The 25564-nt window shown below is 70.7% G+C and carries 27 protein-coding genes; 15 read left to right on the top strand and 12 right to left on the bottom strand.

Annotated elements, in window-relative coordinates; translation table 11 throughout:
- Positions 1 to 5 precede the first annotated feature (5 nt).
- From LWP59_RS16920 to LWP59_RS16910, 3 genes are all read left to right on the top strand, one after another.
- Complete coding sequence (locus LWP59_RS16920; protein WP_144632253.1) at positions 6 to 1781, top strand: chloride channel protein; 1776 nt, start codon at positions 6 to 8, stop codon at positions 1779 to 1781.
- Between the two features lie 291 nt (positions 1782 to 2072).
- On the top strand, positions 2073 to 2513 hold the full coding sequence (locus tag LWP59_RS16915) for a CBS domain-containing protein (protein ID WP_144632256.1): 441 nt from the start codon (positions 2073 to 2075) through the stop codon (positions 2511 to 2513).
- A gap of 13 nt (positions 2514 to 2526) precedes the next feature.
- On the top strand, positions 2527 to 3819 hold the full coding sequence (locus LWP59_RS16910; RefSeq protein WP_144632259.1) for an ArsB/NhaD family transporter: 1293 nt from the start codon (positions 2527 to 2529) through the stop codon (positions 3817 to 3819).
- Positions 3820 to 3846: 27 nt separating this feature from the next.
- Here the strand turns inward: LWP59_RS16910 and LWP59_RS16905 are convergent, their stop codons facing one another.
- The 3 genes from LWP59_RS16905 to LWP59_RS16895 form a co-directional block, all read right to left on the bottom strand.
- Entirely contained in the window at positions 3847 to 4356 is a 510-nt protein-coding gene (locus tag LWP59_RS16905) for a nitroreductase family protein (protein ID WP_144632262.1), read from the bottom strand.
- A 76-nt stretch (positions 4357 to 4432) separates the two neighbouring features.
- Positions 4433 to 5038: a sigma-70 family RNA polymerase sigma factor gene (locus LWP59_RS16900; RefSeq protein WP_186382994.1), complete on the bottom strand. Its 606-nt coding sequence runs from the start codon at positions 5036 to 5038 to the stop codon at positions 4433 to 4435.
- Between the two features lie 167 nt (positions 5039 to 5205).
- Positions 5206 to 5538 carry an MDR/zinc-dependent alcohol dehydrogenase-like family protein gene (locus tag LWP59_RS16895; protein ID WP_144632267.1) on the bottom strand — a complete coding sequence of 111 codons (333 nt, stop codon included), beginning with the start codon at positions 5536 to 5538 and terminating at the stop codon, positions 5206 to 5208.
- Between LWP59_RS16895 and LWP59_RS16890 the strand changes: the two genes are divergently transcribed.
- The 6 genes from LWP59_RS16890 (at position 5533) to LWP59_RS16865 (ending at position 12214) form a co-directional block, all read left to right on the top strand.
- A complete protein-coding gene (locus LWP59_RS16890) occupies positions 5533 to 6453 on the top strand; it encodes a LysR substrate-binding domain-containing protein (protein ID WP_144632270.1) in 921 nt (306 codons plus the stop codon). The two genes, LWP59_RS16895 and LWP59_RS16890, sit on opposite strands and share 6 nt — an antisense overlap.
- Before the next feature lie 83 nt (positions 6454 to 6536).
- Positions 6537 to 7979, top strand: a complete 1443-nt coding sequence (locus tag LWP59_RS16885) for a fumarylacetoacetate hydrolase family protein (protein WP_144632273.1) — start codon at positions 6537 to 6539, stop codon at positions 7977 to 7979.
- A 30-nt stretch (positions 7980 to 8009) separates the two neighbouring features.
- Positions 8010 to 8948, top strand: a complete 939-nt coding sequence (gene dapA / locus LWP59_RS16880; RefSeq protein ID WP_144632275.1) for a 4-hydroxy-tetrahydrodipicolinate synthase — start codon at positions 8010 to 8012, stop codon at positions 8946 to 8948.
- Complete coding sequence (hpaE, locus tag LWP59_RS16875) at positions 8945 to 10438, top strand: 5-carboxymethyl-2-hydroxymuconate semialdehyde dehydrogenase (RefSeq protein WP_191334830.1); 1494 nt, start codon at positions 8945 to 8947, stop codon at positions 10436 to 10438. The genes dapA and hpaE overlap by 4 nt, the downstream gene beginning before the upstream one ends.
- Positions 10435 to 11502 (top strand): 3,4-dihydroxyphenylacetate 2,3-dioxygenase, encoded by a 1068-nt coding sequence (gene hpaD / locus LWP59_RS16870; protein ID WP_144639504.1) that lies wholly within the window; start codon positions 10435 to 10437, stop codon positions 11500 to 11502. Before hpaE ends, hpaD begins: the two co-directional genes overlap by 4 nt.
- 46 nt (positions 11503 to 11548) lie before the next feature.
- Positions 11549 to 12214 (top strand): GntR family transcriptional regulator, encoded by a 666-nt coding sequence (locus LWP59_RS16865; protein ID WP_144639502.1) that lies wholly within the window; start codon positions 11549 to 11551, stop codon positions 12212 to 12214.
- 55 nt (positions 12215 to 12269) lie between these two features.
- On the opposite strand, the gene LWP59_RS16860 is transcribed toward LWP59_RS16865, so the two are convergent.
- The 4 genes from LWP59_RS16860 to LWP59_RS16845 form a co-directional block, all read right to left on the bottom strand.
- A complete protein-coding gene (locus tag LWP59_RS16860) occupies positions 12270 to 12596 on the bottom strand; it encodes a 2Fe-2S iron-sulfur cluster-binding protein (RefSeq protein ID WP_144639500.1) in 327 nt (108 codons plus the stop codon).
- A 12-nt stretch (positions 12597 to 12608) separates the two neighbouring features.
- Positions 12609 to 13580, bottom strand: coding sequence for a cytochrome P450 (locus LWP59_RS16855; protein WP_144639498.1), 972 nt, complete (start codon positions 13578 to 13580; stop codon positions 12609 to 12611).
- 101 nt (positions 13581 to 13681) lie between these two features.
- Entirely contained in the window at positions 13682 to 14020 is a 339-nt protein-coding gene (locus LWP59_RS16850) for an antibiotic biosynthesis monooxygenase family protein (protein ID WP_144639496.1), read from the bottom strand.
- Between the two features lie 47 nt (positions 14021 to 14067).
- On the bottom strand, positions 14068 to 14475 hold the full coding sequence (locus LWP59_RS16845; protein WP_144639494.1) for a tautomerase family protein: 408 nt from the start codon (positions 14473 to 14475) through the stop codon (positions 14068 to 14070).
- 202 nt (positions 14476 to 14677) lie between these two features.
- Here LWP59_RS16845 and LWP59_RS16840 point away from each other — a divergent pair, with 202 nt between their 5' ends.
- Positions 14678 to 15739 carry an RNA polymerase subunit sigma-70 gene (locus tag LWP59_RS16840; RefSeq protein WP_229857717.1) on the top strand — a complete coding sequence of 354 codons (1062 nt, stop codon included), beginning with the start codon at positions 14678 to 14680 and terminating at the stop codon, positions 15737 to 15739.
- A gap of 61 nt (positions 15740 to 15800) precedes the next feature.
- Positions 15801 to 16370: a hemerythrin domain-containing protein gene (locus LWP59_RS16835; RefSeq protein WP_144639492.1), complete on the top strand. Its 570-nt coding sequence runs from the start codon at positions 15801 to 15803 to the stop codon at positions 16368 to 16370.
- On the opposite strand, the gene LWP59_RS16830 is transcribed toward LWP59_RS16835, so the two are convergent.
- Together LWP59_RS16830 and LWP59_RS16825 are read right to left on the bottom strand one after the other, a co-directional pair.
- Positions 16351 to 16548 carry a hypothetical protein gene (locus LWP59_RS16830; protein WP_144639490.1) on the bottom strand — a complete coding sequence of 66 codons (198 nt, stop codon included), beginning with the start codon at positions 16546 to 16548 and terminating at the stop codon, positions 16351 to 16353. The genes LWP59_RS16835 and LWP59_RS16830 overlap by 20 nt on opposite strands.
- 43 nt (positions 16549 to 16591) lie before the next feature.
- Positions 16592 to 17164 (bottom strand): TetR/AcrR family transcriptional regulator, encoded by a 573-nt coding sequence (locus tag LWP59_RS16825; RefSeq protein ID WP_144639488.1) that lies wholly within the window; start codon positions 17162 to 17164, stop codon positions 16592 to 16594.
- 221 nt (positions 17165 to 17385) lie between these two features.
- On the opposite strand from LWP59_RS16825, the gene LWP59_RS16820 reads away from it, so the two are divergent.
- Genes LWP59_RS16820 through LWP59_RS16810 form a run of 3 tightly spaced genes read left to right on the top strand, consistent with a single transcriptional unit; the run spans position 17386 to position 20964 of the window.
- The gene (locus LWP59_RS16820) at positions 17386 to 17847 is read left to right on the top strand and encodes a (2Fe-2S)-binding protein (RefSeq protein ID WP_144639486.1); all 462 of its coding nucleotides are present in this window, start codon (positions 17386 to 17388) and stop codon (positions 17845 to 17847) included.
- The gene (locus tag LWP59_RS16815) at positions 17834 to 18793 is read left to right on the top strand and encodes an FAD binding domain-containing protein (protein WP_144639484.1); all 960 of its coding nucleotides are present in this window, start codon (positions 17834 to 17836) and stop codon (positions 18791 to 18793) included. Before LWP59_RS16820 ends, LWP59_RS16815 begins: the two co-directional genes overlap by 14 nt.
- Entirely contained in the window at positions 18793 to 20964 is a 2172-nt protein-coding gene (locus LWP59_RS16810; RefSeq protein WP_144639482.1) for a xanthine dehydrogenase family protein molybdopterin-binding subunit, read from the top strand. Before LWP59_RS16815 ends, LWP59_RS16810 begins: the two co-directional genes overlap by 1 nt.
- Here LWP59_RS16810 and LWP59_RS41015 read toward each other — a convergent pair.
- Complete coding sequence (locus LWP59_RS41015; protein WP_373299623.1) at positions 20961 to 21311, bottom strand: RraA family protein; 351 nt, start codon at positions 21309 to 21311, stop codon at positions 20961 to 20963. The two genes, LWP59_RS16810 and LWP59_RS41015, sit on opposite strands and share 4 nt — an antisense overlap.
- Before the next feature lie 64 nt (positions 21312 to 21375).
- Here LWP59_RS41015 and LWP59_RS41010 point away from each other — a divergent pair, with 64 nt between their 5' ends.
- Positions 21376 to 21699: a hypothetical protein gene (locus LWP59_RS41010; protein ID WP_222425561.1), complete on the top strand. Its 324-nt coding sequence runs from the start codon at positions 21376 to 21378 to the stop codon at positions 21697 to 21699.
- Positions 21700 to 21726: 27 nt separating this feature from the next.
- Here LWP59_RS41010 and LWP59_RS16800 read toward each other — a convergent pair whose 3' ends face one another.
- Positions 21727 to 23106 (bottom strand): amino acid permease, encoded by a 1380-nt coding sequence (locus tag LWP59_RS16800; RefSeq protein WP_144639480.1) that lies wholly within the window; start codon positions 23104 to 23106, stop codon positions 21727 to 21729.
- A gap of 162 nt (positions 23107 to 23268) precedes the next feature.
- A complete protein-coding gene (gene katG, locus LWP59_RS16795) occupies positions 23269 to 25545 on the bottom strand; it encodes a catalase/peroxidase HPI (protein WP_144639478.1) in 2277 nt (758 codons plus the stop codon).
- Positions 25546 to 25564 lie beyond the last annotated feature (19 nt).

Below are 25564 nucleotides of genomic sequence, written 5' to 3'. Positions count from 1 at the left end.
CAAACATGTCGCTGAGGATGAGTGGGGAACGAGGACGGGTGCCGGTGCCGGCACGCCAGCCGGCCGGGGTGTGGCTGCGCGAGAGCTCGACGGGCCTGGCGGTGCTGGCCGTCGCGATCGGCGCCGGCGCGGGACTGGGCGCGGTGGCGTTCCGCTGGCTGATCACCACGTTCACCCACCTGTTCTCCGGCCACGCCGACTACTCCGGCGCCGGCGGCCAGGCCCACCCGTGGTTCCCCGCACTGGGCCCCTGGTTCCTGCTGATCGTGCCGGTCCTGGCCGGGCTGATCTACGGACCGCTGGTCCACAAGTTCGCCCCCGAGGCGCGCGGGCACGGCGTGCCCGAGGTGATGTACGCGGTCGCCGAACGCGGCGGGCGCATCCCCGCGCAGGTCACCGTGGTCAAGGCGCTCGCCTCCGCCCTGACGATCGGCTCGGGCGGCTCGGTCGGCCGCGAGGGCCCCATCGTCCAGATCGGCTCCGCACTGGGCTCGACCTTCGGCCGCTGGTTCACACTGCCCGAAGGCCGGCTGCGGGTCCTCGTCGCCTGCGGAGCCGCCGGCGGTATCGCGGCCACCTTCAACGCACCCATGGCAGGCCCGTTCTTCGCGATGGAACTCATCCTGCGCAACTTCGCGGTCGAATCCTTCGGCGCCGTGGTGCTCTCCAGCGTCACCGCGAGCGTCGTCGGCCGGGCGGTCTTCGGCGACGTCGCCTTCCTCACCCTGCCCCCCTTCACCCTGCGCAACCCGGTCGAGTACCTGCTGTTCATCGTGCTCGGCGTCGTCGTCGGCGCCTGCGGCGTGCTGTTCACCAAGGTCCTGTACTGGATCGAGGACGCCTGCGACTGGCTCTGGCGCGGACCGGAATGGCTGCGCCCCGCGGTCGGCGGCATCATCCTGGGCGGGCTGCTCCTGCTGCTGCCCGAAATGTACGGCGTGGGCTACCCGGTGCTGCAGAACGCCGTGCAGGGCAAGTACGTCTTCGGGTTCCTGCTCCTCCTGCTCATCGGGAAGATAGTCGCGACCAGCCTCACCATCGGCATCGGCGGCTCCGGTGGAGTATTCGCGCCCTCGCTGTTCATCGGCGCGATGGGCGGCACCGCGTTCGGCATCGCCGTGCACACCTGGCTACCCGACCTGACCGCCTCCCCCGGCGTCTACGGGCTCATCGGCATGGGCGCCGCATTCGCCGGCGCCGCCCGGGCGCCGATCACCGCCGTCATCATCCTGTTCGAGCTCACCGGCCAGTACACCATCATCCTGCCGCTGATGACCGCGATCGTCATCGCCACCCTCACCAGCAAGACCCTGCTCGGCGAGGACACCATCTACACCCTCAAACTACGACGCCGCGGCGTGAACATCGACAAACACCCCGAAACCCGCCGCCTCGCCCGCACCACCGTCGCCCAGGTGCTCGAACCACTGCCCGACGCGCTGACCGAGGACACCGCACTACGCCCCGCCGCCCGCGCACTCGCCCTCTCCGGACACGGCATCCTGCCCGTGATCGGCTCCGACGGGCAATACCGCGGCTGCATCACCGCACGCGCCGTCGCCGAAGCACTCACCGACGAACGCGACGAAACCGTCGGCAACCTCGCCGAACTACCACCACTGGTCACCGAAGAGTCCAACCTCACCGACGCCCTCGACGCCCTCACCCAAGCCACCGGAACCGGCCTACCCGTACTCGACCAGAAAACAGGCAACCTCACCGGCTGGATCACCCACCAAGCCATCCTCGCGGCCCTGCACCCGGCGACGAAGCCGTCGTGATCTCGGGCTGGCCCCGCACCTGTTCTGTCCGTCGTGGACGGACGCGGCGCCGCGCACGAACCCCCGCCCGCGCGTCCGTCGCCGGTTTGCGCTGCGCATCCTTTTGCGGCATCTTTACGGACGGAGTGCCGGGAAGTCTGGTCGGCGGCCCGTTCCACCGGGAGCGGGATCTTCGAAGACCCTGGAGTTCGCCCGTGGTACTCGTTCTCGCGTTCGGCGTGGTGTCGGCGCTGAGCGTGTCGTCGACCGGACTCGCGGCGGCACCAGGGGCCCGGGCAATACCCTGGTCCCATGCACGCGAAGCAGATGGCCGAGGAGTTCCCGGGCGTCGACATCGACTCGGACGCGCTGGCCGCCACCCGGCTGCTGGCGGAGCACCGGCTGCCGGGGCTGGTGGTGACCAAGGGGCCGGGCTGCCCGCACGCCATCCTGCCCGCGGCGTCGGTCGTGGCGTTCCTGGTCCCGCGCTACATCCAGGACGACCCGTCATTGGCCGGTGTGCTGTCGGAGTCGGCCTCGGACCGGATCGCGGACAAGCTCGCCGGCCGCACGGTCCGGGAGCTGCTGCCCGAGCACCCGCCGGAGCTGCCGGTGGTCCAGGGCGACGACACTGTCGTCGAAGTCGCGGCGATGATGGCCCGGTTGCACTGCCCGCTGGTCGCCGTCCTCGAGTCCGGCGAGCTCATCGGGGTGATCACCGCGCCCCGGCTGCTGGAGCACGCCCTGCGCTGACCGGAGCGCCCCGGTGAGCGCGGCGATCGCGATCGCCGTGTTCGTGGTGGCCTACGCGCTCATCGCCACCGAGAAGATCCCCAAGATGGTCGCCGCGCTCGCCGGCGCGGGCGTGATCCTGGTGATCGGCATCGTGGGACCGGACGAGGCCTTCTACTCCCGCGACACCGGGATCGACTGGGACGTCATCTTCCTGCTGCTCGGCATGATGATCATCGTCGGCATCCTGCGCCGGACCGGCGTGTTCGAGTACACCGCCATCTGGGCCGCCAAGCGCGCCAAGGGCTCGCCACTGCGGGTGCTGCTCCTGCTCGTGCTGATCACCGCCGTCGCGTCGGCGTTCCTCGACAACGTCACCACCGTGCTGCTCGTCGCCCCGGTCACGCTGCTCGTGTGCGACCGGCTCGACACCAGCCCCGTCGCGTTCCTCATCGCGGAGGTCTTCGCCTCCAACATCGGCGGCACCGCCACGCTCATCGGCGACCCACCGAACATCATCATCGCCAGCCGCGCCGGGCTGAGCTTCGACGACTTCCTCACCAACCTCGCCCCGATCGTCGTCCTCGAGATCGCCGCGCTCGCACTGCTGCTGCCGTGGCTGTTCCGCGGCTCGTTCACCACCGACCCCGCCCGCGCCGCCGAGATCATGGCCCTCAACGAACGCGAAGCGATCCGCGACCGGACGCTGCTCCTCAAGAGCGGCGCCGTGCTGGCCGCGGTGTTCACCGGCTTCGTCGGGCACTCGGTGTTCCACCTCGAACCCTCGGTCGTCGCACTCGTCGGCGCCGGCCTGCTCGTCCTGATCTCCGGCACCCGGCCCAGCGAATACCTCGCCGGGGTCGAATGGGAGACATTGCTGTTCTTCGCCGGGCTGTTCGTGATGATCGGCGCCCTCATCCGCACCGGCGTGATCGACCACCTCGCCCACCTCGCGGCCGACGCCACCGGCGGCAACGCCCTCGTCGCGACGATGCTCATCCTGGTCGTGTCCGCCCTGGCCTCCGGCGTGATCGACAACATCCCCTACGTCGCGACGATGAGCCCGCTCGTCGCCGGGCTCGTCGCCGACCTGCCGGACCAGACCCACGGCCAGGCGCTGTGGTGGTCCCTCGGGCTCGGCGCGGACTTCGGCGGGAACCTCACCGCCATCGGCGCGAGCGCGAACGTCGTGGTGCTCGGCATCGCCCTGCGGGCAGGGCATCCCATCTCGTTCTGGGAATTCACCCGCAAGGGCAGCATCGTCACCCTCGTCACCGTGCTGCTGGCCGCGCCCTACCTGTGGCTACGCTACTTCGTGCTCGCCTGACGCATCGCGACGGAGCGTGGGTTCCCGCTACCACTGCTCCCGGTGCACGACCTCGTCGAAGGGCCGCCGGTTGGGGTGGCGGATCGGCTTCAGCGGGCGGTCGGCCGGGTAGCCCAGCGCGACCAGATAGGCGCAGTACCGGTCCTGCGGCAATCCGAGCAGCTCACGGGCGAGCGCCTGGTCCCCCACCGCGGCGTGGGCGCTGCCGACGCCCAGATCCGTCGCGGCCAGCATCAAGCACATCGTCGCCTGGCCCAGGTCGTACTCGACCCGCTCACCCTCGCCCGGTGTCACCGGCCCGACCAGCGCGACGGTCGCCGCGGAGGTCGCCACGTGCCCGGCGCCCTGCCACACCTGCGCCAGCCGCCGCAGCCGGTCCCGTTCGGTGACCACCACGAAGTCCCACGGCTGGGTGTTCCGCGACGACGGCGCACGCCGGGCCGCGTCCAGGATCCGGTCGAGATCGTCCCCCGGAATCGGCCGGTCGTCATAGGTGCGCACGTTACGACGCGAAGTCAAGGCATCCCACAGCTCCACGGCCTTCGCGATACCCAGCTGCCGGCGGGCGAAACGCCGCAGCGGGACCGATGTGGCGCTTTTCGCGAGGTGGGGATCAGGTGACCTGGAACCAGTGGTCGGCCTGCACCCGCCGGCGCAGGTCGCTCAGCGCGCGGTGCTGGACCACCCGCACGGATCCGCTCGACATGCCCAGGACCTCGGCGGTCTCCCGCGCCGAGAGCCCGTCCACCACGCGCAACCGGAGGATCTGCCGGGTGCGCGGCGGCAGGGTGGCCAGGAGCGCCGTGAGCCGGCGGCGCACGTCCGCGCGCTCGACCTCCGCCCACGGGTCCGCCCAGGTGACGGCCAGCGGCCGGCTCTCATCGCTGAACTCCCCGACCGGCGTGACCCCGCGGTTGCGGTGCCTCCGGCGGGTTTCGGCGAGTTTCCGGTTCGCGATGGCGAAGGTGTAGGCGAGGAAGGCACCGGCGGGATAGTGGTAGCGCGGCAATGCCGCGAGAGCGGCCAGGACGACCTCCTGCGCCAGGTCTTCCGCGTCGATCCGCCAGCGTTCGCCGGGCAGCACCTTCCGCTTGCAGTGCCGCATCACCAAAGGCGCGAGCCGGCGCAGCAGTTCCCCGGTGGCGCCCGGAAGTCCGGCGAGAGCCGCCGTCACCAGCGACTCGTCGACCGACGGCGGCTCGCGATCCTCACCACTCATGGCACACCCCGGCTCGTCCGCTGCACGCGACGCCGCCCGGGTCTGGAGCGGCAGTTCCGTCTGGATGTCGCGAGAATGGCCGAAGATGTTACCGGTCAACCGCATCCCGCGCTTTTCGTTATCCCTGCACGGCCGGTGGCATTTCGTCCGGGCCACTCGGAGCCTGCTCAGGACATCCGCAGCACGCCGCGGATGTTCGTAGCCGCCCGCAGGTCGTGGTAGCCCTGGTTGACCTCGTCCAGCGGGTACTCCCGGGTGATCATGCCCTCCAGGTCCAGGGTGCCGTCCTGGTAGGCCTGGATCAGTGCGGGGATGTCCCGCCGCGAGTTGACCGAGCCGAAGATCGCGCCGACGATCCGCTTCTCCAGCTGGATGAGGTCGTTCATGCTCAGCCGCACGTCGATCTCGTCCGCCGGGTGGATGTTCGTGACCACGACGCGCCCCCGCTTCGCCGCGAGCCGCATGATGTCGGCCGGCTGCTGACCTACAACGGCGTGCACGACTGGCACCTCGGCGTGGTGGCGGCCGTGCTCTGCGCGGCGCTCGTGACCGTCGCCGAGGAGGGCACCGTCAGCCGGGCGTCGGAACGGCTCCGCGTCTCGCCGTCGGCCATCTCGCCGGCGCTGACCGAACTCGAGCGTGCGCTCAAGGTCCAGTTGTGCGTGCGGCGCGAGGCACACGGCGTGACGCTGACGGCCTCGGGCACGCAGCTGCTGCGGCACGCGCGCACACTGCTGCGGCGGGCGCGCGAGCTGGAGACCGAGCTGGCCAACCCGGACGGCGCACTGTCCGGCCTGCTGTCCGTCGGCTGCTTCATGGGGCTGGCCCCGGTCCTGCTGCCGAAGTTGCTGCAGGGCTTCGGAAACCGGCATCCCGGCGTCACGATCGGCTTCGAGGAGGGCGACCAGACCGGCCTCCAACAGCGCCTGCTGGCGGGAAAGCTGGACCTGGTCATGCTCTACGACGTCTCGCTCTCCCCCGAGATCCGGGTCGTGGAGCTGACGCGGATGCGCCCGCACGTCATGCTCGCGGCGGACCACCGCCTCGCACACGAGCCCGTGGTCGCGCTGCACGATCTCGCCGACGAACCGGTGGTGCTGCTGCAGGAACCACCCAGTCCGGACCATTCGCTCGGACTGTGTCACGAAGCGGGCATCACGCCGGTAGTGCGCTACCGCGCGCGCAACGGTGAGACCGCGCGCGCCCTCGTCGGCCGTGGCCTCGGCTACGCGATCATCATGCAGCGGCCGCCGAACGACCGCAGCTACGAGGGATTGTGCGTGGTGCACAAGGAGATCGCCGAGCTGCCCGACCGTGACGTGCCGGTGGTGCTGGGCTGGCCCCGCCGCACCTGCCTCACCCGGCGGGCGGAGGCGTTCGTCCGGTACAGCTCCGAAACCGCCACCGCGGGCTGAGCCTTGACACGGCGGCGCGACGCGCTTCAAAATCGCCAGCAATCGTATACGACATCGTCGAGGATGTCGTAGAGGAGGCAGCAGTGAGCGTCGACCCGGTAACCCGGCTCCTCGGTAGCCGTCCGGGCAAGGTGATCGCGGTCCACCTGAGCTACACCTCGCGGGCGGCCCAGCGCGGACGGATCTCGAGCCATCCCTCGTACTTCCTCAAGACCAGCTCGTCGGTGACCGGCCCGGGCACCGTGGAGCGCCCCGAGGCCACCGAACTGCTCGGCTTCGAAGGGGAGATCGCACTCGTGCTCGGCAAGGCCGCACGCCGGGTCTCCCCCGGCGACGCCTGGTCACACGTCGGCTGGGTGACCGCCGGCAACGACCTGGGGCTGCACGATCTGCGCTACGCCGACAAGGGCTCGAACGTGCGCTCCAAGGGCGGTGACGGCTACACGCCGCTGGGCCCGGAACTGATCCCCGCCGAACGGCTCGACCCGGCCCGCATCGGGGTGCGCACCTGGCTCGACGGTGTGCTCGTGCAGGACGACAGCAGCGCGGGGATGCTGTTCCCGTTCGCGCTGATGCTGGCCGACCTCTCGCGCCTGATGACCCTGGAACCCGGCGACGTCGTGCTCACGGGTACGCCGGCGGGCGCCTCGGTCGCCGAGCCCGGTCAGCGGATCGAGGTGGAGGTCTTCGCGCTCGACGAGCACACCGTCACCTCCGGCCGGCTCACGACCGAAGTCGTGGCGGGACCGGCCTTGGCGAACTGGGGTAACCCGCCCGAGGTGGACGACGCCCAGCGAGCCGAAGCGTGGGGCACGCCGCCTGCCGCTCCGGTGCTCACCGACGAGCTGCGCGAACGCCTCGGCCGCGTCGCGGTGGCGACCCTGTCGGTGCAGCTGCGCAGGCGCGGGTACGACGACGTGTCGATCGACGGTGTCGCCCCGCTCGTCCCCGGCACCCGGCTCGCCGGAACCGCCCGGACGCTGCGCTATGTCCCGTACCGCAAGGATCTTTTCGCCGGTCACGGCGGCGGGTTCAACGCACAGAAACGCGCGGTCGACTCGGTCGGCCCCGGTGACGTGCTGGTGATGGAGGCCCGCGGCGACGCCACCGCGGGCACCGTCGGCGACATCCTCGCGCTGCGGGCGAAGGTCCGGGGCGCCGCGGGCATCATCACCGACGGAGCCGTGCGCGACGCCGGCCCGCTCGCCGGACTCGGCCTGCCGGTGTACTGCGCCGGGCGGCACCCCGCGGTGCTCGGCAGGCGGCACGTGCCGTGGGAGACCGACACCACGATCAGCTGTGGTGGTGCCACGATCCAGCCAGGCGACGTGATCGTGGCCGACGACGACGGCGCGCTGGTGATCCCGCCCGGTCTGGTCGAGGAGGTGCTGACCGCCGCCGAGGCCCAGGAGCAGGAAGAGACCTTCATCGCCGAGATGGTGGGCCGTGGGGAGTCCGTCGCCGGGCTGTACCCGCTCGATCCGGACTGGCGGCAGCGGTTCGAGACCTGGCGCGCGCAGCGCTGAGTCTCCTCAGCACGCGACGAGAGGACCACGATGAAGTACCGCACCGACCCAGCACGGATCCGCGGCGCGATCGCACCGCTGTTCACCCCCTTCACCGGCGAAGGCGTCGTCGACCACGACTCGCTGCGGGCGATGGTGCGCTGGCAGCTGGCGAACGGCTCGCACGGCATCTCGATCGGCGGCTCGACGGGCGAACCGTCGTCGCAGACCCTGGCCGAGCGCGCCGAGGCGATCCGCACGGTGGCCGAAGAGGTGGGCGACCGGGTGCCGTTCGCGCCCGGCACCGGCTCGGCCAAGCTCGACGAAACCCTTGAGCTGACGGGCATCGCCGCCGAGGCGGGCGCCGACGTGGTCCTCGTGATCACGCCCTACTACGCACGGCCGACCCAGGAAGCGCTCTACGTCTGGTACTCCACCGTGGCCAGGGAGTTCCCGGACCTGCCGATCGTCGCCTACAACGTGCCCGTGCGCACCGCGGTCGAGATCGCGCCGCAGACCTTCGCCCGGCTCTACCGCGACCACGAGAACATCGTCGGCATCAAGGAGACCACAAAGGACTTCGAGCACTTCTCCCGCGTGATGCACCTGTGCGGCCGGGATCTGCTCATGTGGTCGGGGATCGAGCTGCTGTGCCTGCCGCTGATCGCGCTCGGCGGCGCCGGGTTCATCTCCGCGCTGTCCAACATCGCTCCGGCCGCGGTGGCGCAGACCTACGAAGCGGCGGTGGCAGGGGACTGGGACCGGGCGCGCGAACTGCACTACGGCGTGCATCCCCTGGTGGACCTGCTGTTCACCGAAACCAACCCGGCGCCGTCGAAGTGGCTGATGGCCGAGCGCGGGCTGATCCGCTCCGGCCACGTCCGGCCGCCGCTGGTCCCGCTCACCCAGCAGGGCCGGGAAAAAGTCCGCGCGCTCGCCGCCGAAGCCGAGCAGTACCTGACCCCAGTTCCGGCGAGGAGCCTGTCGTGAGCGGCCTCCAGCTCCCCAAGACCATCCAGCACTACATCGACGGTGCCTTCGTCGGCTCCGCGCACGGCGAGACGTTCGACGTGCTGGAGCCGACCACGAACGCCGTCTACCTGACAGCCTCCGCGGGCGACGCGACCGACATCGACGCGGCGGTGGCCGCCGCGCGCCGGGCGTTCCGGGACGGCCCGTGGCCGCGGATGCGCAACCGTGAGCGGGCCCGGATCCTGTACCGGATCGCCGACGCCGTGGAAGCACAGGACGAGACCCTGGCGGCGATGGAGTCGTTCGACACCGGGCTGCCCATCACCCAGGCGAAGGGGCAGGCGCGCCGCGCTGCGGAGAACTTCCGGTTCTTCGCCGACCTGGTCGTCGCGCAGGCCGACGAGGCGTACCGGGTGCCGGGCATGCAGCTCAACTACGTCAACCGCAAGCCGGTCGGCGTCGCGGGGCTGATCACGCCGTGGAACACGCCGTTCATGCTGGAGTCCTGGAAGCTCGCCCCGGCGCTGGCCGCCGGCTGCACGGTGGTGCTCAAGCCGGCGGAGTTCACGCCGCTGTCCGCGTCGTTGTGGGCCCGGATCTTCACCGAGGCCGGGCTGCCGGACGGGGTGTTCAACCTGGTCAACGGTATCGGTGAGGTCGCGGGCGACGCGCTGGTCAAACATCCCGGCGTGGACCTGATCTCGTTCACGGGCGAGACCACGACGGGGCGCACGATCTTCGCGGGCGCCGCCGACCGGCTCAAGGGCCTGTCGATGGAGCTGGGCGGCAAGTCCCCCGCGGTGATCTTCGCCGACGCCGACCTCGACGCCGCGCTGGACTCGACCCTGTTCGGCGTGTTCTCCCTCAACGGCGAGCGCTGCACGGCCTCCTCGCGGCTCCTCGTCGAGCGGCCGGTCTACGACGAGTTCGTGGCGCGCTACGCCCGCCGGGCCGCCGCCGTCAAGGTCGGCGACCCGGCCGACCCTGCCACCGAGGTTGGCGCCCTCGTGCACCCGGAGCACTACGAGCGGGTGCTGAACTACGTGGAGACCGGCAGGTCCGAGGCGAAGCTCGTCGCGGGCGGCGGCCGGCCCGAGCACCTGCCCGAGGGCAACTACCTCGCGCCGACGGTGTTCGCCGACGTGCCCCGCACCGCGCGGATCTTTCAGGAGGAGATCTTCGGCCCGGTCGTCGCCATCACGCCGTTCGACACCGAGGACGAGGCAGTCGAGCTGGCCAACGACGTCCAGTACGGGCTGGCGGCCTACGTGTGGACCAACGACCTGCGCCGCGCGCACGACGTGTCGGGGCGGATCGAGGCCGGGATGGTGTGGATCAACTCGCACAACGTGCGGGACCTCCGGTCCCCGTTCGGCGGCGTCAAGGCGTCGGGCGTCGGCCACGAGGGCGGCTACCGGTCGCTGGACTTCTACACCGAGGAGCAGGCGGTGCACGTGACCCTCGGCGACGTGCACACCCCACGGTTCGGGAAGGACGGGGACCAGTGAGCGAGGACAACGCCCGGCCCGCCCCGCCCGACATCGTCCGCTGCGCCTACCTCGAACTGGTGGTGAGCGACCTCGCGGCGTCGCGCGAGTTCTATGTGGACGTTCTCGGCCTGGTGGTGACCGAGGAGGACGAGCACGAGATCCACCTGCGCGGGCTCGAGGAGTTCATCCACCACAACCTGGTGCTGCGCGCCGGCCCGGTGCCCGCGACCGCGGCGTTCGGGTTCCGCGTGCGGCATCCGCGCGAGCTCGACCGGGCGCAGGAGTACTACCGCGCGCTGGGCTGCGAGGTCCGCCGCGAGGCAGCCGGATTCCGGCGCGGGGTCGGCGAAGTCGTGCGGGTGCGGGATCCGCTCGGGTTCCCGTACGAGTTCTTCCACGACGTGCGGCACGTTCCGCGGCTGACCTGGAACTACGAACGTCACGGCGCGGGCGCGATCGTCCGGCTCGACCACTTCAACCAGGTCTGCCCGGATGTCACGCGGGGCGCGCGCTACCTCGAGGACCTCGGGTTCCGGCGGACCGAGGACATCCGTGACGAAGAAGGCGTCACCTACGCGGCGTGGTTCGCGCGCAAGGACACCGTGCACGACACCGCGCTCACCGGCGGCGCCGGGCCGCGGATGCACCACGTCGCGTTCGCCACCCACGAGAAGCACAACATCCTGTACATCTGCGACAAGCTGGGCGCGCTGCGGCGGACCGACGTCATCGAGCGCGGTCCGGGCAGGCACGGGGTGTCCAACGCCTTCTACCTGTACCTGCGGGACCCGGACGGGCACCGGGTGGAGATCTACACGCAGGACTACTACACCGGGGACCCGGACAACCCGCTGGTGACCTGGGACGTGCACGACAACCAGCGCCGCGACTGGTGGGGCAGCCCGGTCGTGCCCAGCTGGTACAACGAGGCGTCGAGGGTGCTCGACCTCGACGGGGAGCCGGTTCCGGTCCTGGAGCGCGAGGAGTCCCGCGAGCTGGACGTGACCATCGGCGCGGACGGCTTCTCCTACACCCGCAAGGGCGGCCCGGCCGAGGGGTTCAAGGTCGGCACCCAGCTGTGATGGCTACGATGACGATCCGCGACGCCGAGCAGAACGAGGGGCAGCCATGAGCGAGACCGCGGCCCCGAAGCTGTCCAAGTCCGAGACGGTGTACCAGGAGTTGCGGGGCCGGATCCTGAGTGGCCGGTACGTCGCCGGCTTCCGGCTGGTGCTCGACCAGCTGGCGCGCGAGCTGAACGTCAGCACGGTCCCGGTCCGGGAGGCGGTGCGCCGGCTGGAGGCCGAGGGGCTGGTCGACTTCACGCGCAACGTCGGCGCGGAGGTCGCCGGGATCGACACCGCCGACTACGCCGACGCCATGCAGACGCTCGCCTACCTCGAAGGAGCGGCGACGAGCCTCGCCGCGCCACACCTGAGCGCGGAGCGGCTGGCCGAGGCGGCCGAGCTCAACGAGCAGATGCGTGCGTTACAGGGCAACGGTTTCGATCCCGTGCGCTTCACCGAGCTCAACGAGCGGTTCCACCGGCTGCTGTGCGACGCGTGTCCCAACAGGCACCTGCGGGAGCTGCTCGGCCGGGAGTGGCAGCGGATGTCGCTCATCCGCCGGTCCAGCTTCACGTTCGTGCCGGGCCGCTCGGCCACCTCGGTCACCGAGCACGAGCAGATCCTGCGGCTGCTCCGCACCGGCACCCCCGCCGACGAGGTGGAGCGCGTCACGAGAGCCCACAAGCTCCAGACGCTGAGCTCCTACCTCACCGCCACGCGTCCCTGACTCCCGGATCCCACCTGGTTCGCCGGGGCGGGCCGGCGAACCATCCCGATCCCCGTCATACCTGGCTCGCCGGGAGGTCGACCTCGATCTCCTCGAGGCCGTCGCCGAGGGTGAGCCGGCAGCCGAGCCTGCTCCGCCGGTCGTCCCGCGGCGCGGCGGTGCACTCCAGCAGCTCCTCCTCGTCCTCGCCGATCTCGGGCAGCCGGCCGAGGTACGGCTCGCGCACGTACACGTAGCAGGTGGCGCACATGGCCTGCCCACCGCACTCCCCCACGGTCCCCCGCACCCCGCCGGTGACGGCGGCCCGCATGAGGTTCGTGCCCGCCGGGACGTCGAGCACGTCCGGATCGCCCGCGGACCGGTGGTAGGTCACTTTCGGCATCGCACAGTCCTTTCAGCCCCACCGCACCGGCAGACTCAGCATGCCGCGGAAGACCCAGCCGCCGGCCACGGCGGAGGCGTCCGGATCGAGTCGCAGGCCCGGCAGCTCCGCGAACAGCTTCGGCAGCGCGACGCCCACGAACGAGGCCCGGGCGACCCACGCTCCCGCGCAGAAGTGGTTCCCCCCGCCGAACGCGAGATGCGGTCGCCGCTCCCGGTTGATGTCGTAGGACTCGGGATCGGCGAACACCCCGGGGTCGCGGTTCGCGGCGCCGACCACGATCCCTAGGCGCGCACCGCGCGGCACCAGCACGCCGTCCAGTGCGGTGTCGGTCGTCGCCTCGCGGGGGTACATGCCGATCGGCGCGACCCAGCGGATCGACTCCTCGAACGCATCGGCCCACCGGCCGCCCTCGAGCACCTGGGCGAGCTGGTCGGGATGCCGCAGCAGCGCCCAGGCCGTGGTGCCGATCGCGTCACGCGGCTCGTTGAGCCCGCCCCCGATCGTCATCTTGAGATTCGCGCGGACGGCCTCGAGCGGAACGGGCAGGCCGGACAACGCGGAAAGCAGGCTGGCGCCAGGATGCTCGCGCAGGTAGGGCAACATCTCGTCGATCGCGTCGTCGACCTCGCGATAGGACTGCTCCGCCCTGGCCCACGCCTCGGGTTTGAAGGCCTTGGGCCGCAGCACCCCGCCGTAGGACCTGCGCTCGACCGCGTGCTCGGGATCGTCCCTGCGCAGCACGCCGTGGCCCATGGCGCGCTTCATGAGCGAGCCGGTTTCGTTGGCGGAGAACCGTTCCTGGTCCTGCTCGACGGTGTGGCAGGCTTGGTAGCCGACCACCAGGTAACGGTTGACCGCGGGTACCCAGTGCACCGGCGCCCCGGGCCGGAGCCGTTGGTAGATCGCGTAGGGGTCGCGGTAGAGGTCCGGAATGCGCACCCAGCCGGCCACGGGTATCGGCCGCGCGCCGGTCAGCTCCACGGTCGTCGTCGACTCGTCCCTCCTCGCGGCGCCTCGCGTTCACCTCGAGTGTGTTCGCATCCGGCAGCACGGGTAAAGCTCAAAGAACTTCGCAACTTCCACTACTGAGGCGTGGAATGGCGCGCGGAAGCGGCCTGCCCGAAGAACCGGTAGGACCCCACGACCGACGCGGTGCTGCGCGCGCGGGTGCCGGTGACGTGCCGCTCGCCGAAGCCCTGCTGGAAGGCCGTGAAAGCCGTGGACTGCGACAACGGGTCGCTGTCGCCCTCGGTGATGGCCACGTGGACGAACGTCACCCCGTCGTCGAGGCGGAACGAGGCGTACCGCAGCCCACCGGGGTCCTGGTCGTCCAGCTCGGACATGACCTCCTCGATCAGCCGCTGGTTCTCGTCGGCCGCTTCGGGATGGGTCTGGTATTGCACGATCACTACCTTGGGCATGGTGCTTCTCCTTGGTGTAGTCGCGGAAGTGGATGGCGGCGGGGACGTCACGCGTTGAGCCGGCCGACCGCCTCGACGATCTCCGGGTTGTCGGACTGCATCCGGCCGGCGAAGCCGGCGTTCTCCAGCGGGTAGAGGTTCATCAGGATCAGCGTTTCCGCGGTGTCGGCCAGCTCGCCGTACGCCTCGTGGATGGCGGCGTGGATCCTGTTCGACATGGTCCTGCGGACGTCGATGCTGTGCAGTTCCGGCGCTTCGAGAAAGCAGACGGGACGGATCGGCTCGGCCGCGATGCGGCCGTCCTGGGCGACGTTCTCCGCGGCGTACTCGCGCAGCCAGACGCGGACGTCGGGGATCCGGTAGGCCTCGTCGATCGCCACCGTGATCTCCCGCATCATCGTCTGCTTGGCCTCGGGACGGATGCCTGCCGGTGCCTCGATGAAGAACTGCGGCATGGTGGGGTCTCCTGTCGATGTTCGTCTCTCACGGGGCCCGGGCCAGGCCCCTCGGTACGTGTGACGCAGCGGCACCGCCCGACTCATCGGTGCGCGTTCCGCCCGTCTGATCCTTCGGGCGCCCGCCGACCGATGATTTCGCCGCGCCGGACGCGTCATACCTGCGTAGGCCGGAACTCACGGAGAAGGTGGCGTTGTCCTGGTGACCGATGTGACGACCCGACGCGGGCAGGAGAAGTCCGCGGACGCGGACGAACTGGGGGCAGCACTGGCGGGTGACGAGTCCGCCTTCGCGGCGCTCGTCGAACGCCATCGCCCGGAGCTGCACCTGCACTGCTACCGGTTCCTCGGGTCCACCCAGGACGCGGAAGACCTGGTCCAGGAGACGTTCCTGCGCGCGTGGGCCAAACGTGCGAGCTTCCAGGGGCGCTCGACCTTCCGCGCGTGGCTCTACGGCATCGCGACGAACGCCTGCCTCGACGCGCTCCGGCGCCGTCCGCGGCGGGTGACCCCGCCGGAGGTCACCGGCCCGGCCGACCCGGGGGCCCGGCCGGGCCCGGCGACGGACCTCGCCTGGCTGGAGCCCTACCCCGACCGGCTCATCGAGGACGTCGTGGCCGCCGGCGTGGATCCCGAGGCGGCGCTGGTCCGCCGGGAGGCGACCGAGCTGGCGTTCCTGGCCGCGATGCAGCACCTGCCGCCGCGTCAGCGTGCCGTGCTCATCCTGCGTGACGTGGTCGAGTGGTCCGCCAAGGAGACAGCCGGCTCGCTGAACATGACAGTGGCCTCGGCGAACAGCGCGCTGCAGCGGGCCAGGGAGACCCTCAGGAGGCGCTGGGTGCGACAGGACGCCGCCGATCGCCGAGCCCTCGCCCGCATCAGCGAGGTCGAAAGGTCCCTGCTGGCGAGGATGGTCGACGCGTGGAACCGCACCGACATCAACGCGGTGGCCGCGCTGCTCGGCGCGGACGCGCGCCTGGTGATGCCGCCGACGACCTCGTGGTACGACGGCCGTGCGGCCGTCACCAGCTTCCTCGCGACACACGCGTTCACCCCGAGCATGCCCGGACGCATGCGCGCCGTGCCCACCGCGGCGAACCGGCAGCCCGCGCTGGGTGTCTACATCCGCGACGACAGCGGGGACTTCCGGCCCTTCGCCCTGCTCGTGCTGACCGTCGAGTCTCCCGTCGTGACCGAGATGACCCTTTTCCACCTCCCCCGGCTCTTCCCGCTGTGTGGCCTGCCCACCGTGCCGGGTCCCTGACGGTTCGCCCGTGGACTTCCCGGGTACGCACGGTGCGCAGGCCGATGATGGGAGACGCGAGATGGACGCGATCGAATTCCTGCGTGAGGACCACCGCAAGGTGCTCGCGATGCTGGACCGGCTGCAAGCCGCCCCGGCCGCGCGTGACGGGGCCTCGGACGAGCTGCTGGAGGCGCGGAAGAGCCTCGTCACGGAGATCGTGATCGCCGAGTCCCAGCACGAGGCGGTGGAAGAGCAGTACTTCTGGCCCATGGTGCGCAAGGAGGTCCCCGGCGGCGAGGGCCTGGCGGGCCCGGCGGTCGATCAGGAGGCCGCGGCCAAGTACCTGCTGGACGCGCTGGACAAGGCGGCCGCGAACCAGTCCGACTTCGACGAGATGGTCGAGCGCCTGCTGCACGACGGGCGCAAGCACATCCGCTACGAGCAGGACGAGGTGTGGCCCGAGGTGCGGGCGGCCGTCGGCGCCGACCGGCTCGGCGAAGTGGGCGAACAGATGGCCGCCGCCAAGAAGAAGGCGCCGACCCGGCCGCACCCCGGCACTCCCCCCGCTCCAGCCGTGCAGAAGATCATGGGCAGGGCCGCAGGTCTGATCGACCGGCTGCGCGACGGCATCAGCGGTCGGGGCGAATAGCCGGAACCGCGGCGGGAACCACCGCGCCGGTTGCCGCGAGCTGTGCCGTCATCGCGTCGACGAGGGGCGAGGGCGGGATCATGACGGCGAGCACGTCGCGGTTTGGGCAGTGACGGACCCGGCCCCAGCCGTACGCCACCACATCCGCGGCGAGCAACTCGACCAGCCACGTGCCCACGTACCGCTCACGGCGTACAGCAGGGGACGCAACCTCAGGTGGGTCAGCTGTCGGTGCGCATGCCTCGCCAGAGCAGGTCGATCAGGCTCGCGGCCTGACTCCGCCAGTCGCCGCCCGGGTCGAGGTACAGCAGGCCGCCGAGCCCGCGCAGGACCGTCTCCGCGCCCAGGTCGGCCCGAACAGTTCCGGCCTCGACGTTGGCCGCCAACAGCGCGGAGACCGCGCCGACCATGGCCTCGTAGGCGTTCGCGGGCAGTTCCCCTTGGGACGCCGTCGCGGTGCGAAGGGCGTTGGCCAGGCCGCGCTTGGTCATCATGTAACGCGCGAGGTGGTCGGCCACCCAGATCCGGAAGGCCTGCTCCGGGGCGTGCTTTTCCAGCAGGCTCGGCACGATCTCGACGAGGTGGCGCACCTCGCGCCGGTAGATCGCCAGTACGAGCGCTTCCCGGGTGGGGAAATGCCGGTACACGGTGCCGACCCCCACCCCGGCCTTCTTCGCGACGGCGTTGAACGAGACCTCGCCCGAACAGGTCAGCGACTCCGCCGCCGCGGCGAGGATGCGCTCGTGGTTGCGCCGGGTGTCCGCACGGCGGGGATCGACTGCTCCCGTCGTCATCGTCCCTCCCGGTGGTCGGTCCCGCCTGGTAGAACTGTAATACACGGCCCACCCTGATCTGGAGCAACTCCGGGGTGAGAGCGCTCATTGCGAAGCGGATAAAAATCCGCTAGCCTCGGTTGCGAGCGGATATCCGGTTCTTCCCCGAACTCGACGTGGTTCCCACCCCACCCATGCCGCAACTGTCGTCCCTTGTGGACGTTCTGCGGGAAAAGGATCCAGTGGACATCTCACTTGAAGTCAATGGCAGGACAGCAGAACTCAGTGTCGATCCCGGCGTGACGCTGCTGGACGCGTTGCGGGAGCGCCTCGGCATCACCGGCCCGAAGAAGGGCTGCGATCGAGGTCAGTGCGGCGCGTGCACCGTGCACGTCGGCGGCCGGCCCGTGCTCTCGTGCCTCACCCTGGCCGCCACCGTGAAGCAGCAGGTGCGGACGGTGGAAGGACTCTCGGCAGGCGACCGGCTGCATCCGGTTCAGCAGGCCTTCGTCGACCAGGACGCCCTGCAGTGCGGGTTCTGCACGTCCGGGCAGGTCATGTCGGCGGTGGCCGCGGTCGAGCAGCGCATCGAGGACAACGCGGACGTCCGGGAGTTCATGTCCGGCAACATCTGCCGCTGTTCGGCCTACCCGAACATCGTCGCGGCGATCGAACAGGCGAGGCGGGCCGATGCGTCCGTTTGAGCTCACGGCACCCGCGAGCGTCGAAGCCGCGCTCGCCGAACCCGGCACGTTCCTGGCCGGCGGGACCACTCTCGTCGACCTGATGAAGCTCAACGTCATTACGCCGCACCACGTCCTGGACATCAACGAGCTGCCGTTGCGCGGTATCGACACCGCCGACGGGCTGCGGATCGGCGCGCTGGAGCGGATGGGCGACGTCGCCGGGCATCCGGGCGTCTACCCGGTGATCTCCCGGGCCCTGCTGGCGAGTGCGTCACAGCAGCTGCGCAACATGGCCAGCATCGGCGGAAACCTGTTGCAGCGCACCCGTTGCACGTACTTCCGCGATGTCGCCACGCCCTGCAACAAGCGGGAACCCGGCAGCGGCTGCCCCGCCATCGCGGGGGCCAACCGGATGCACGCCGTGCTGGGCACGAGCGAGCACTGCGTGGCGACGCACGCCAGCGACCTCGCGGTCGCCCTGGTCGCACTCGACGCGGAGGTCGGGCTGACCGGTGCGGCCGGGAACCGCACGGTCAAGCTCGCCGACTTCTACCGCTTGCCCGGCGACACTCCCGCCGTGGAGAACGACCTGCGTCCCGGCGAGCTGATCACGGAGGTCGTGGTCCCACGGCTGGCCTGGGCCGCGCGCTCCACGTACGTCAAGGTGCGGGACCGCCAGTCCTACGAGTTCGCGCTGTGCTCCGCCGCGGTCGCGCTGGACATCCAGGACTCGCGCATCGCCGACGCGCGGGTCGCGGTCGGCGGTGTGGCGACGGTGCCGTGGCGGCTGCCGGGCGTCGAGGCGGCCTTGCGCGATGCGCCGGTGACCCTGGCGTCCTTCGAAGACGCCGCGTCCGTGGCCGCCGAGGGTGCCAGGCCGTTGTCCGCGAACGGTTTCAAGATCTCCCTGCTGAAGCGGACCATTGTCCGCGCGTTGCACGAACTGACCGACGGGAGTCGTTGATGACCAGCCGCGTGGACGGCCCACTGAAGGTCACCGGCCGGGCCAAGTACGGTGCCGACAACAACTTCGCCGGGATGGCGTACGGATACGTCGTGCTCTCGACGATCGCCCACGGCGAGATCGAGGCCATGGACGTCACGGCGGCGAAGAGCGCGCCCGGCGTGCTCGGCGTGTACTCGCCGTTCGACCCGCTGGAGCTGCGCGCGCCGACCTCCCCGATCCTCGGCGCGACCTGGGTTCCCTTGCAGGACAAGGAAGTCACCTACTACGGCCAGCCGATCGGCTTCGTCGTGGCGGAGACCTTCGAACAGGCCCGGGACGCGGCGATGCTCGTGGAGGTCTCGTACCACCGGCGGCCGGCGCTGACGTCGCTCCGGGACGGCCTCGCCTCGGCCGAGGACGCGCCGCCGACGGCCCGGCAAGAGCCGGCGTCCCTGGAGGTGCTCGCACCCGGTGTCGAGTCCATCGAGGACGCACTGGCGGCGAGCCCCGTGGTCGTCGAGGCCACCTACACCACCGCGACCCAGAACCACGCCGCGATGGAGCCGCATTCCGCGGTCGCGGTGTGGGGCCCGGACGGCCTGACTGTCTACAGTGGAAACCAGGGGTCCGACCTGCAGGCGGCGGACCTGGCGGCAGCCCTGGACACGGACCTGTCGTCGGTCCACGCGGTGAACCCCTTCGTGGGCGGCGCCTTCGGCGGCAAGGGCCGTACCTCCGTGCCGGCGTTCCTGGCCGCGGCCGCGGCCAGGGTTCTCGACCGGCCGGTCAAGGCCGCGCTCACCCGGGAACAGGTCTTCACCGCGACCGCGGGCCGCGCGGCGACCGTCCAGACGATCGCCCTCGGCGCGGATCCCGACGGCACCCTGATCGCGCTGCGGCACGACTCGTGGTGCAGCACGGACACCGGCCGCTCGTTCGTCGAGCCGACCTCGCACGGCACCTCGCGCGAGTGGTACGCCACCCAGAACCTGGCCATCAGCCAGAAGGTGGTGCCGTTGAACGTCCCGCCGACCACGTTCATGCGGGCGCCGGGTGAGGCGCCGGGGTCCTTCGCGCTGGAGAGCGCGATCGACGAGCTGGCGGTCGCACTGGACATGGACCCGATCGAGCTGCGCCTGCGGAACAACTCGACCGCACCGCCCGGCAAGGACCTGCAGTGGTCGAGCAAGCATCTCGACGAGTGCTTCCGCGTGGGCGCGGCCCGGTTCGGCTGGGCGAACCGCTCGCCGCGCGGCCGCACCGACGGCGACTGGCTCGTCGGCCTCGGCATGGCCACCGCGATGTTCCCGGCCCTGCGGTTCCCGGCCACGGTCGAGATCACCCTACGGGAGGACGACACCGCCGTGGTCGCGACCAGTGGCGCGGACCCGGGAACCGGCCTGCTGACCGTGCTTTCCCTGGTGGGCGCCGAATCGCTGGACATCCCGCCGGAGCGGGTCACCCCGCGGCTGGGCGACTCGGCGTTTCCGCCCGGTGGCATGTCCGGCGGCTCGACCGGTACGGCGAGCGCGGGGACGGCCATCATGATCGCCGCCGCCAAGGTGCTCGACGACCTGGCGGCCCTGGCGTCGTCCCCGGGAGCGCCCTTCGAGGGTATGGAGGTCTCCTACGCCGACGGCCGGGTGCTGGCCGGCGGCCGCGCGATGACGTTCGGCGAGCTGCTGCGGGCTGTGGACCACGCGTCGATCTCGGCGACGGGTTCGTCGGCACCCGGCGAGGAGCTGACCAAGCACTCGTTCAGCTCGTTCGGTGCCCAGTTCTGCGAGGTCCGCGTGCACAGGTGGACGCGGGAGGCCCGGGTGTCCCGGATGCTCGGCGTGTTCGACGCGGGCCGGATCATCAACGAGAAGGCCGCGCGCAGCCAGCTCAGCGGCGGCATGATCTGGGGCGTGTCGGCCGCGCTGCACGAGGGCCTGGAGATCGAGGCGAACGGCCGTCCGGCCAACGCCGACCTCGCCGGTTACCTGCTCCCGGTGAACGCGGACATCCCCGACGTCGAGGTGCACTTCGTCGAGTACCCGGACACCCTGCACAACGCCGTCGGTGCGCGAGGACTGGGCGAGATCGGCACGGTCGGCATGGCGGCGGCCGTCGCCAACGCCGTCCACAACGCCACCGGCATCCGGGTCCGCCACATCCCCATCGTGATCGAGGACCTGCTGGACTAGCGACGCCCGCCGTGGGACGAGGCTCCCTTCCAGGGCGGCCCAGGACGCGCGGGCGGTGCCCCGGCCGCAGGGCCCGGGCACCGCCCCGGTGTCACACGCCGGCGTAGTGGGCCTCGACGGCCTCGACGTCCACCGTCGGGTCGAGGGGCAGACCCAGCGCCTATGGTGCCCTGGACCTCGACCACCTCGATCCGGCCGGGGATGATGGTGCGGCGGCGGTGCCGCGCGGCGAGGGGCGTGCGCTGGCGCTCCACCTCGGCCGTCTCGCGGCAGTGGTCGTCGGTCACCACGCCGACGGCGCCACGCGTGATGGCGGCCATCGTGTTCTCCGAACCCCAGAAGCCCACCTCGCGGCCGCCGCCGGACTCGGTGACCACGACGTGGCCCGGTCAGGTCGCCGGGCGGCTGCCGGTGACCGGCCTGGTCGAACCAGATCCGGTGTGCGTCGACGATGTCCTTCGTCGTATCGAGCTTCCACATCGGACGGTTCGCCGGGACGCACCGGATGGTCGCGACCGCACCCCAGAACCGCATGCCGGACCAGAGCGGCCGCACCTCGGGGTCCATCAGGCCGATGTCGAAGTACCCGATGCCGTCGAGGGCGTCGCGGCGGTGACCACCACACCCGCCGCCTTCGTGGGCACGCCGATGGTCAGCGTGCTGTTCCCCGGCCTGGGCTACTTCGCGGGCGAACCGCTCCGCTGCCCGGTCGTGGGAGGCGGACCGACGACGTGACCCGGGTCTGCTCGAGCAGTTCCGCGCCTACGATCGGGCCTCGGGACTCGCCACCGGCTTGCCCTGACGGCGGACCAGCAGATACAGCAGCAGGATCACCACGAGGCTGATCACGCTCAGATACAGCTGCGAGCGCGCGTCCGCCACGAACAGCATCGACACCACCACGGCAAGGGTGCCGGCCAGGGTGACCCACGTCAGCCACGGATACCCCCACATCCGCAGGCTCAGCCTCTCCGGGGCGGCCGCCTCGAGCCTGCGCCGCATCCGCAGTTGCGAGCCCGCGATGATGGCGTACACGAACAACGCCACCGCACCAGCCGAGTTGATGATGAAGTAGAAAACGGTGTCCGGCGCGACATAGCTCATGATCACCGCGACGTAACCGACCACAGTGGACAGGATGATCGCCTTCCACGGCACGCCTCGCCGGCTGGTGTCGGCGATCCAGCGCGGCGCCCAGCCGTGCCGCCGGAGTGCGAAGAGCATGCGCGAAGCCGTATACAGGCCGGAGTTCAGCACGGACAGCGCGGCAGTCAGCACCACGACGCTGACGATCGTCTCGGCCGCGGGAATGCCGAACCGTCCGAACGCGGCGGCGAAGGGGCTGGTGTCGCTGGGCACCTCGCGCCACGGCGTGATCATCACGATCAGCGCCACCGAGCCGACGTAGAACAGGACCACCCGCCACGCGATGGTCGCCGTCGCCTTGGTCACGGCCTTCGCGGGCTCCGCGGACTCGGCGGCGGCGATCGTGACGATCTCCGTGCCGAAGTAGGAGAAGATCACGATGACCACCCCGTGCACGACCGAGAACCCGCCGGTGGCGAAGAACCCGTCGAGCCCGATGTTGCCGACCGAAAACGTGCCCTGCGGCCACCAGCCCAGCACGAAGAGCACGCCGAGCACCAGGAACACCACGATGGTGGCGACCTTGACCGACGCCAGCCAGAACTCGGTCTCCCCGAAGGAACGCGCCGACGCCAGGTTCGTCGCCGTGAGCAGCAGCATCAACGCCAGCGAGAACACCCACTGCGGCACCGCCGGCACCCAGCCGACCAGGATCTTCGCGCCCGCCACCGCCTCGAACGCCACCACGCCGACCCAGAAGTACCAGTACAGCCAGCCGATGGTGAAACCCGCCCAGCCGCCGAGTGACTCGCGGGCGTACTCCATGAACGAGCCCAGTTTCGGCGAGGCCGCGGCCATCTCGCCGAGCATGCGCATGACGAGCACGACCAACAGCCCGCCGATCGCGTAGGACAGCACCGCCGCCGGGCCGACGGTGTGGATCACGGCGCCGCTGCCGATGAACAGGCTGGCGCCGATGATGCCGCCGAGCGCGATCATGCGGACGTGCCGCTGCCGGAGGTTCGAGCGCGGTCCCGCTTCGGTGGTCTGGCTCATCCGTGCAATGTTGCCAAACCACCCGGCTGCTTCGAAACCCCGTTGCGGGGCGTGATCAGCTCCCGTGTCGACGAAGATCGCGTCGCGGCGCCGGTGCCCGTCAGGAAGGGACGAGCCCGGCCGATCGCTGGTGGATCGGCCGGGCTCGTCGGTGCAGCCGGATCAGGCGAGGTCGAACCGGTCGAGCTCCATCACCTTGGTCCAGGCCGCGACGAAGTCGGCCACGAACTTCTCGCGGGCATCGTCGCCGGCGTAGACCTCTGCGAGGGCCCGCAACTGCGAGTTGGAGCCGAAGACGAGGTCCACCGCGGTGGCGGTCCACTTCAGCTTGTCGGTGGCCGCGTCCCGGATCTCGTACACGTTCTCCTCGGACTCCGACACCTTCCACCGGGTACCCGGCGAGAGCAGGTTGGCGAAGAAGTCGTTGGTGAGCACGCCGGGCCGGTCGGTGAGGACACCGTGCTGGGTGCCGCCGACATTGGTCCCGAGGGAGCGCAGGCCGCCGACGAGGACGGTCATCTCGGGCGCCGTCAGGTCGAGCATGTAGGCGCGGTCGACGAGCAGCACCTCCGGCTGGAGCTTCTCGCCGGAACGCAGGTAGTTGCGGAACCCGTCGGCGCGCGGCTCGAGGAGCGCGAAGGACTCGACGTCGGTCTGCTCCTGAGTGGCGTCGGTGCGACCCGGGTGGAACGGCACGGTCACCTCGACGCCGGCGTCGCGGGCCGCCTTCTCGACGGCCGCCGAGCCGGCCAGCACGATCAGGTCGGCGAGCGAGATCTTCGCGCCGCCGGCCTCGTTGAACTCCCGCTGGATGCCCTCGAGCTTCTCCAGGACCGGCGCGAGCTGCTCGGGCTGGTTGACCTCCCAGCTGCGCTGGGGCTCCAGCCGCAGCCGGGCACCGTTGGCGCCGCCGCGCTTGTCGGTGGACCGGAAGCTCGCGGCGGCGGCCCAGGCGGTGCTGACCAGCTGGGCGGTCGTGAGGCCGGAGTCGAGGACCTTCGCCTTGAGGGCGGCGATGTCGGCGTCACCCACGAGCTCGTGGTCGACGGCCGGCACCGGGTCCTGCCACAGCTGGGGCTCGGCGACCCAGGGCCCCAGGAAGCGGCTGACCGGGCCCATGTCGCGGTGCAGCAGCTTGTACCACGCCTTGGCGAAGGCCAGCGCGAACTCGTCGGGGTTCTCCAGGAAGCGGCGGGAGATCGGCTCGTAGACCGGGTCGAAGCGCAGCGCCAGGTCGGTGGTGAGCATGGTCGGCCTGTACTTCTTGTTCGGGTCGTACGGGTCCGGGATGATCTCCGGGGCGTCCTTGGCGACGTACTGCTTGGCGCCGCCGGGACTCGTGGTGAGCTCCCACTCGTAGCCGAAGAGGATCTCGAAGAAGCGGTTGCTCCACTCGGTCGGCCGGTCGGTCCACGTCACCTCGAGGCCGCTGGTGATCGCGTCACGGCCGACGCCGCTGCCGTTGGTGCTCAGCCAGCCGAGGCCCTGCGCCTCCAGCGGGGCGGCCTCGGGCTCCGGGCCCACGTGGTCGTCGGCGACGGCGGCGCCGTGGGTCTTGCCGAAGGTGTGCCCGCCGGCGATCAGCGCGACGGTCTCCTCGTCGTTCATCGCCATCCGGGCGAAGGTCTCCCGGATGAAGTGCCCGGCCGCCCGGAAGTCCGCGCTGCCGCGGGGACCCTCGGGGTTGACGTAGATCAGGCCCATCTCGGTCGCGCCGAGCTCGGGCACCATCTCCGTGTCGCTGGCGTAGCGCTCGTCACCCAGCCAGTCGTCCTCCGGACCCCAGAAGATCTCCTCGGGCTCCCAGGTGTCCACGCGACCGAAGCCGAAGCCGAAGGTCTTGAAGCCCATCGACTCCAGTGCGACGTTGCCGGCGAGCACGAGCAGGTCGGCCCACGAGATCTTCTGGCCGTACTTCTGCTTGACCGGCCACAGCAGCCGGCGCGCCTTGTCCAGGTTGGCGTTGTCGGGCCAGCTGTTGAGCGGGGCGAAACGCTGAGCGCCGTCGCCGGCCCCGCCACGGCCGTCGTAGATGCGGTAGGTGCCCGCGGCGTGCCAGCTCATCCGGATCATCAGGCCGCCGTAGTGGCCGAAGTCGGCAGGCCACCAGTCCTGCGAGGTGGTCAGCACCTCGACGATGTCCCGCTTGAGGGCCTCGACGTCGAGCTTGGCGAACTCCTTGGCGTAGCTGAAGCCTTCCCCGAGCGGGTTGCTCTTCGACGAGTGGGCGTGCAACACCGAGAGGTCGAGCTGGTTGGGCCACCAGTCCCGGTTCGTGTGCGGACGCCCGCCCGTCTTCGGGGTCGGCGAGTCGATCGCCGGGTTCTCGCTCTCGCTGCCGTGCGAGGTCACCGAGTCGTGCGCGACCGGGCAGCCGGCGGCCGCCTTCTGGTCCACGCCCTGCGCGCTCGAGGGCACGTTGCCCTGGGTGTCGCTCATCTACTTCCTTCCGAGCTGG

It is taken from the genome of Amycolatopsis acidiphila (assembly GCF_021391495.1).
Taxonomy (GTDB): Bacteria; Actinomycetota; Actinomycetes; order Mycobacteriales; family Pseudonocardiaceae; genus Amycolatopsis_E; species Amycolatopsis_E acidiphila.
This window is presented reverse-complemented; position numbering and strand designations above follow the sequence as displayed.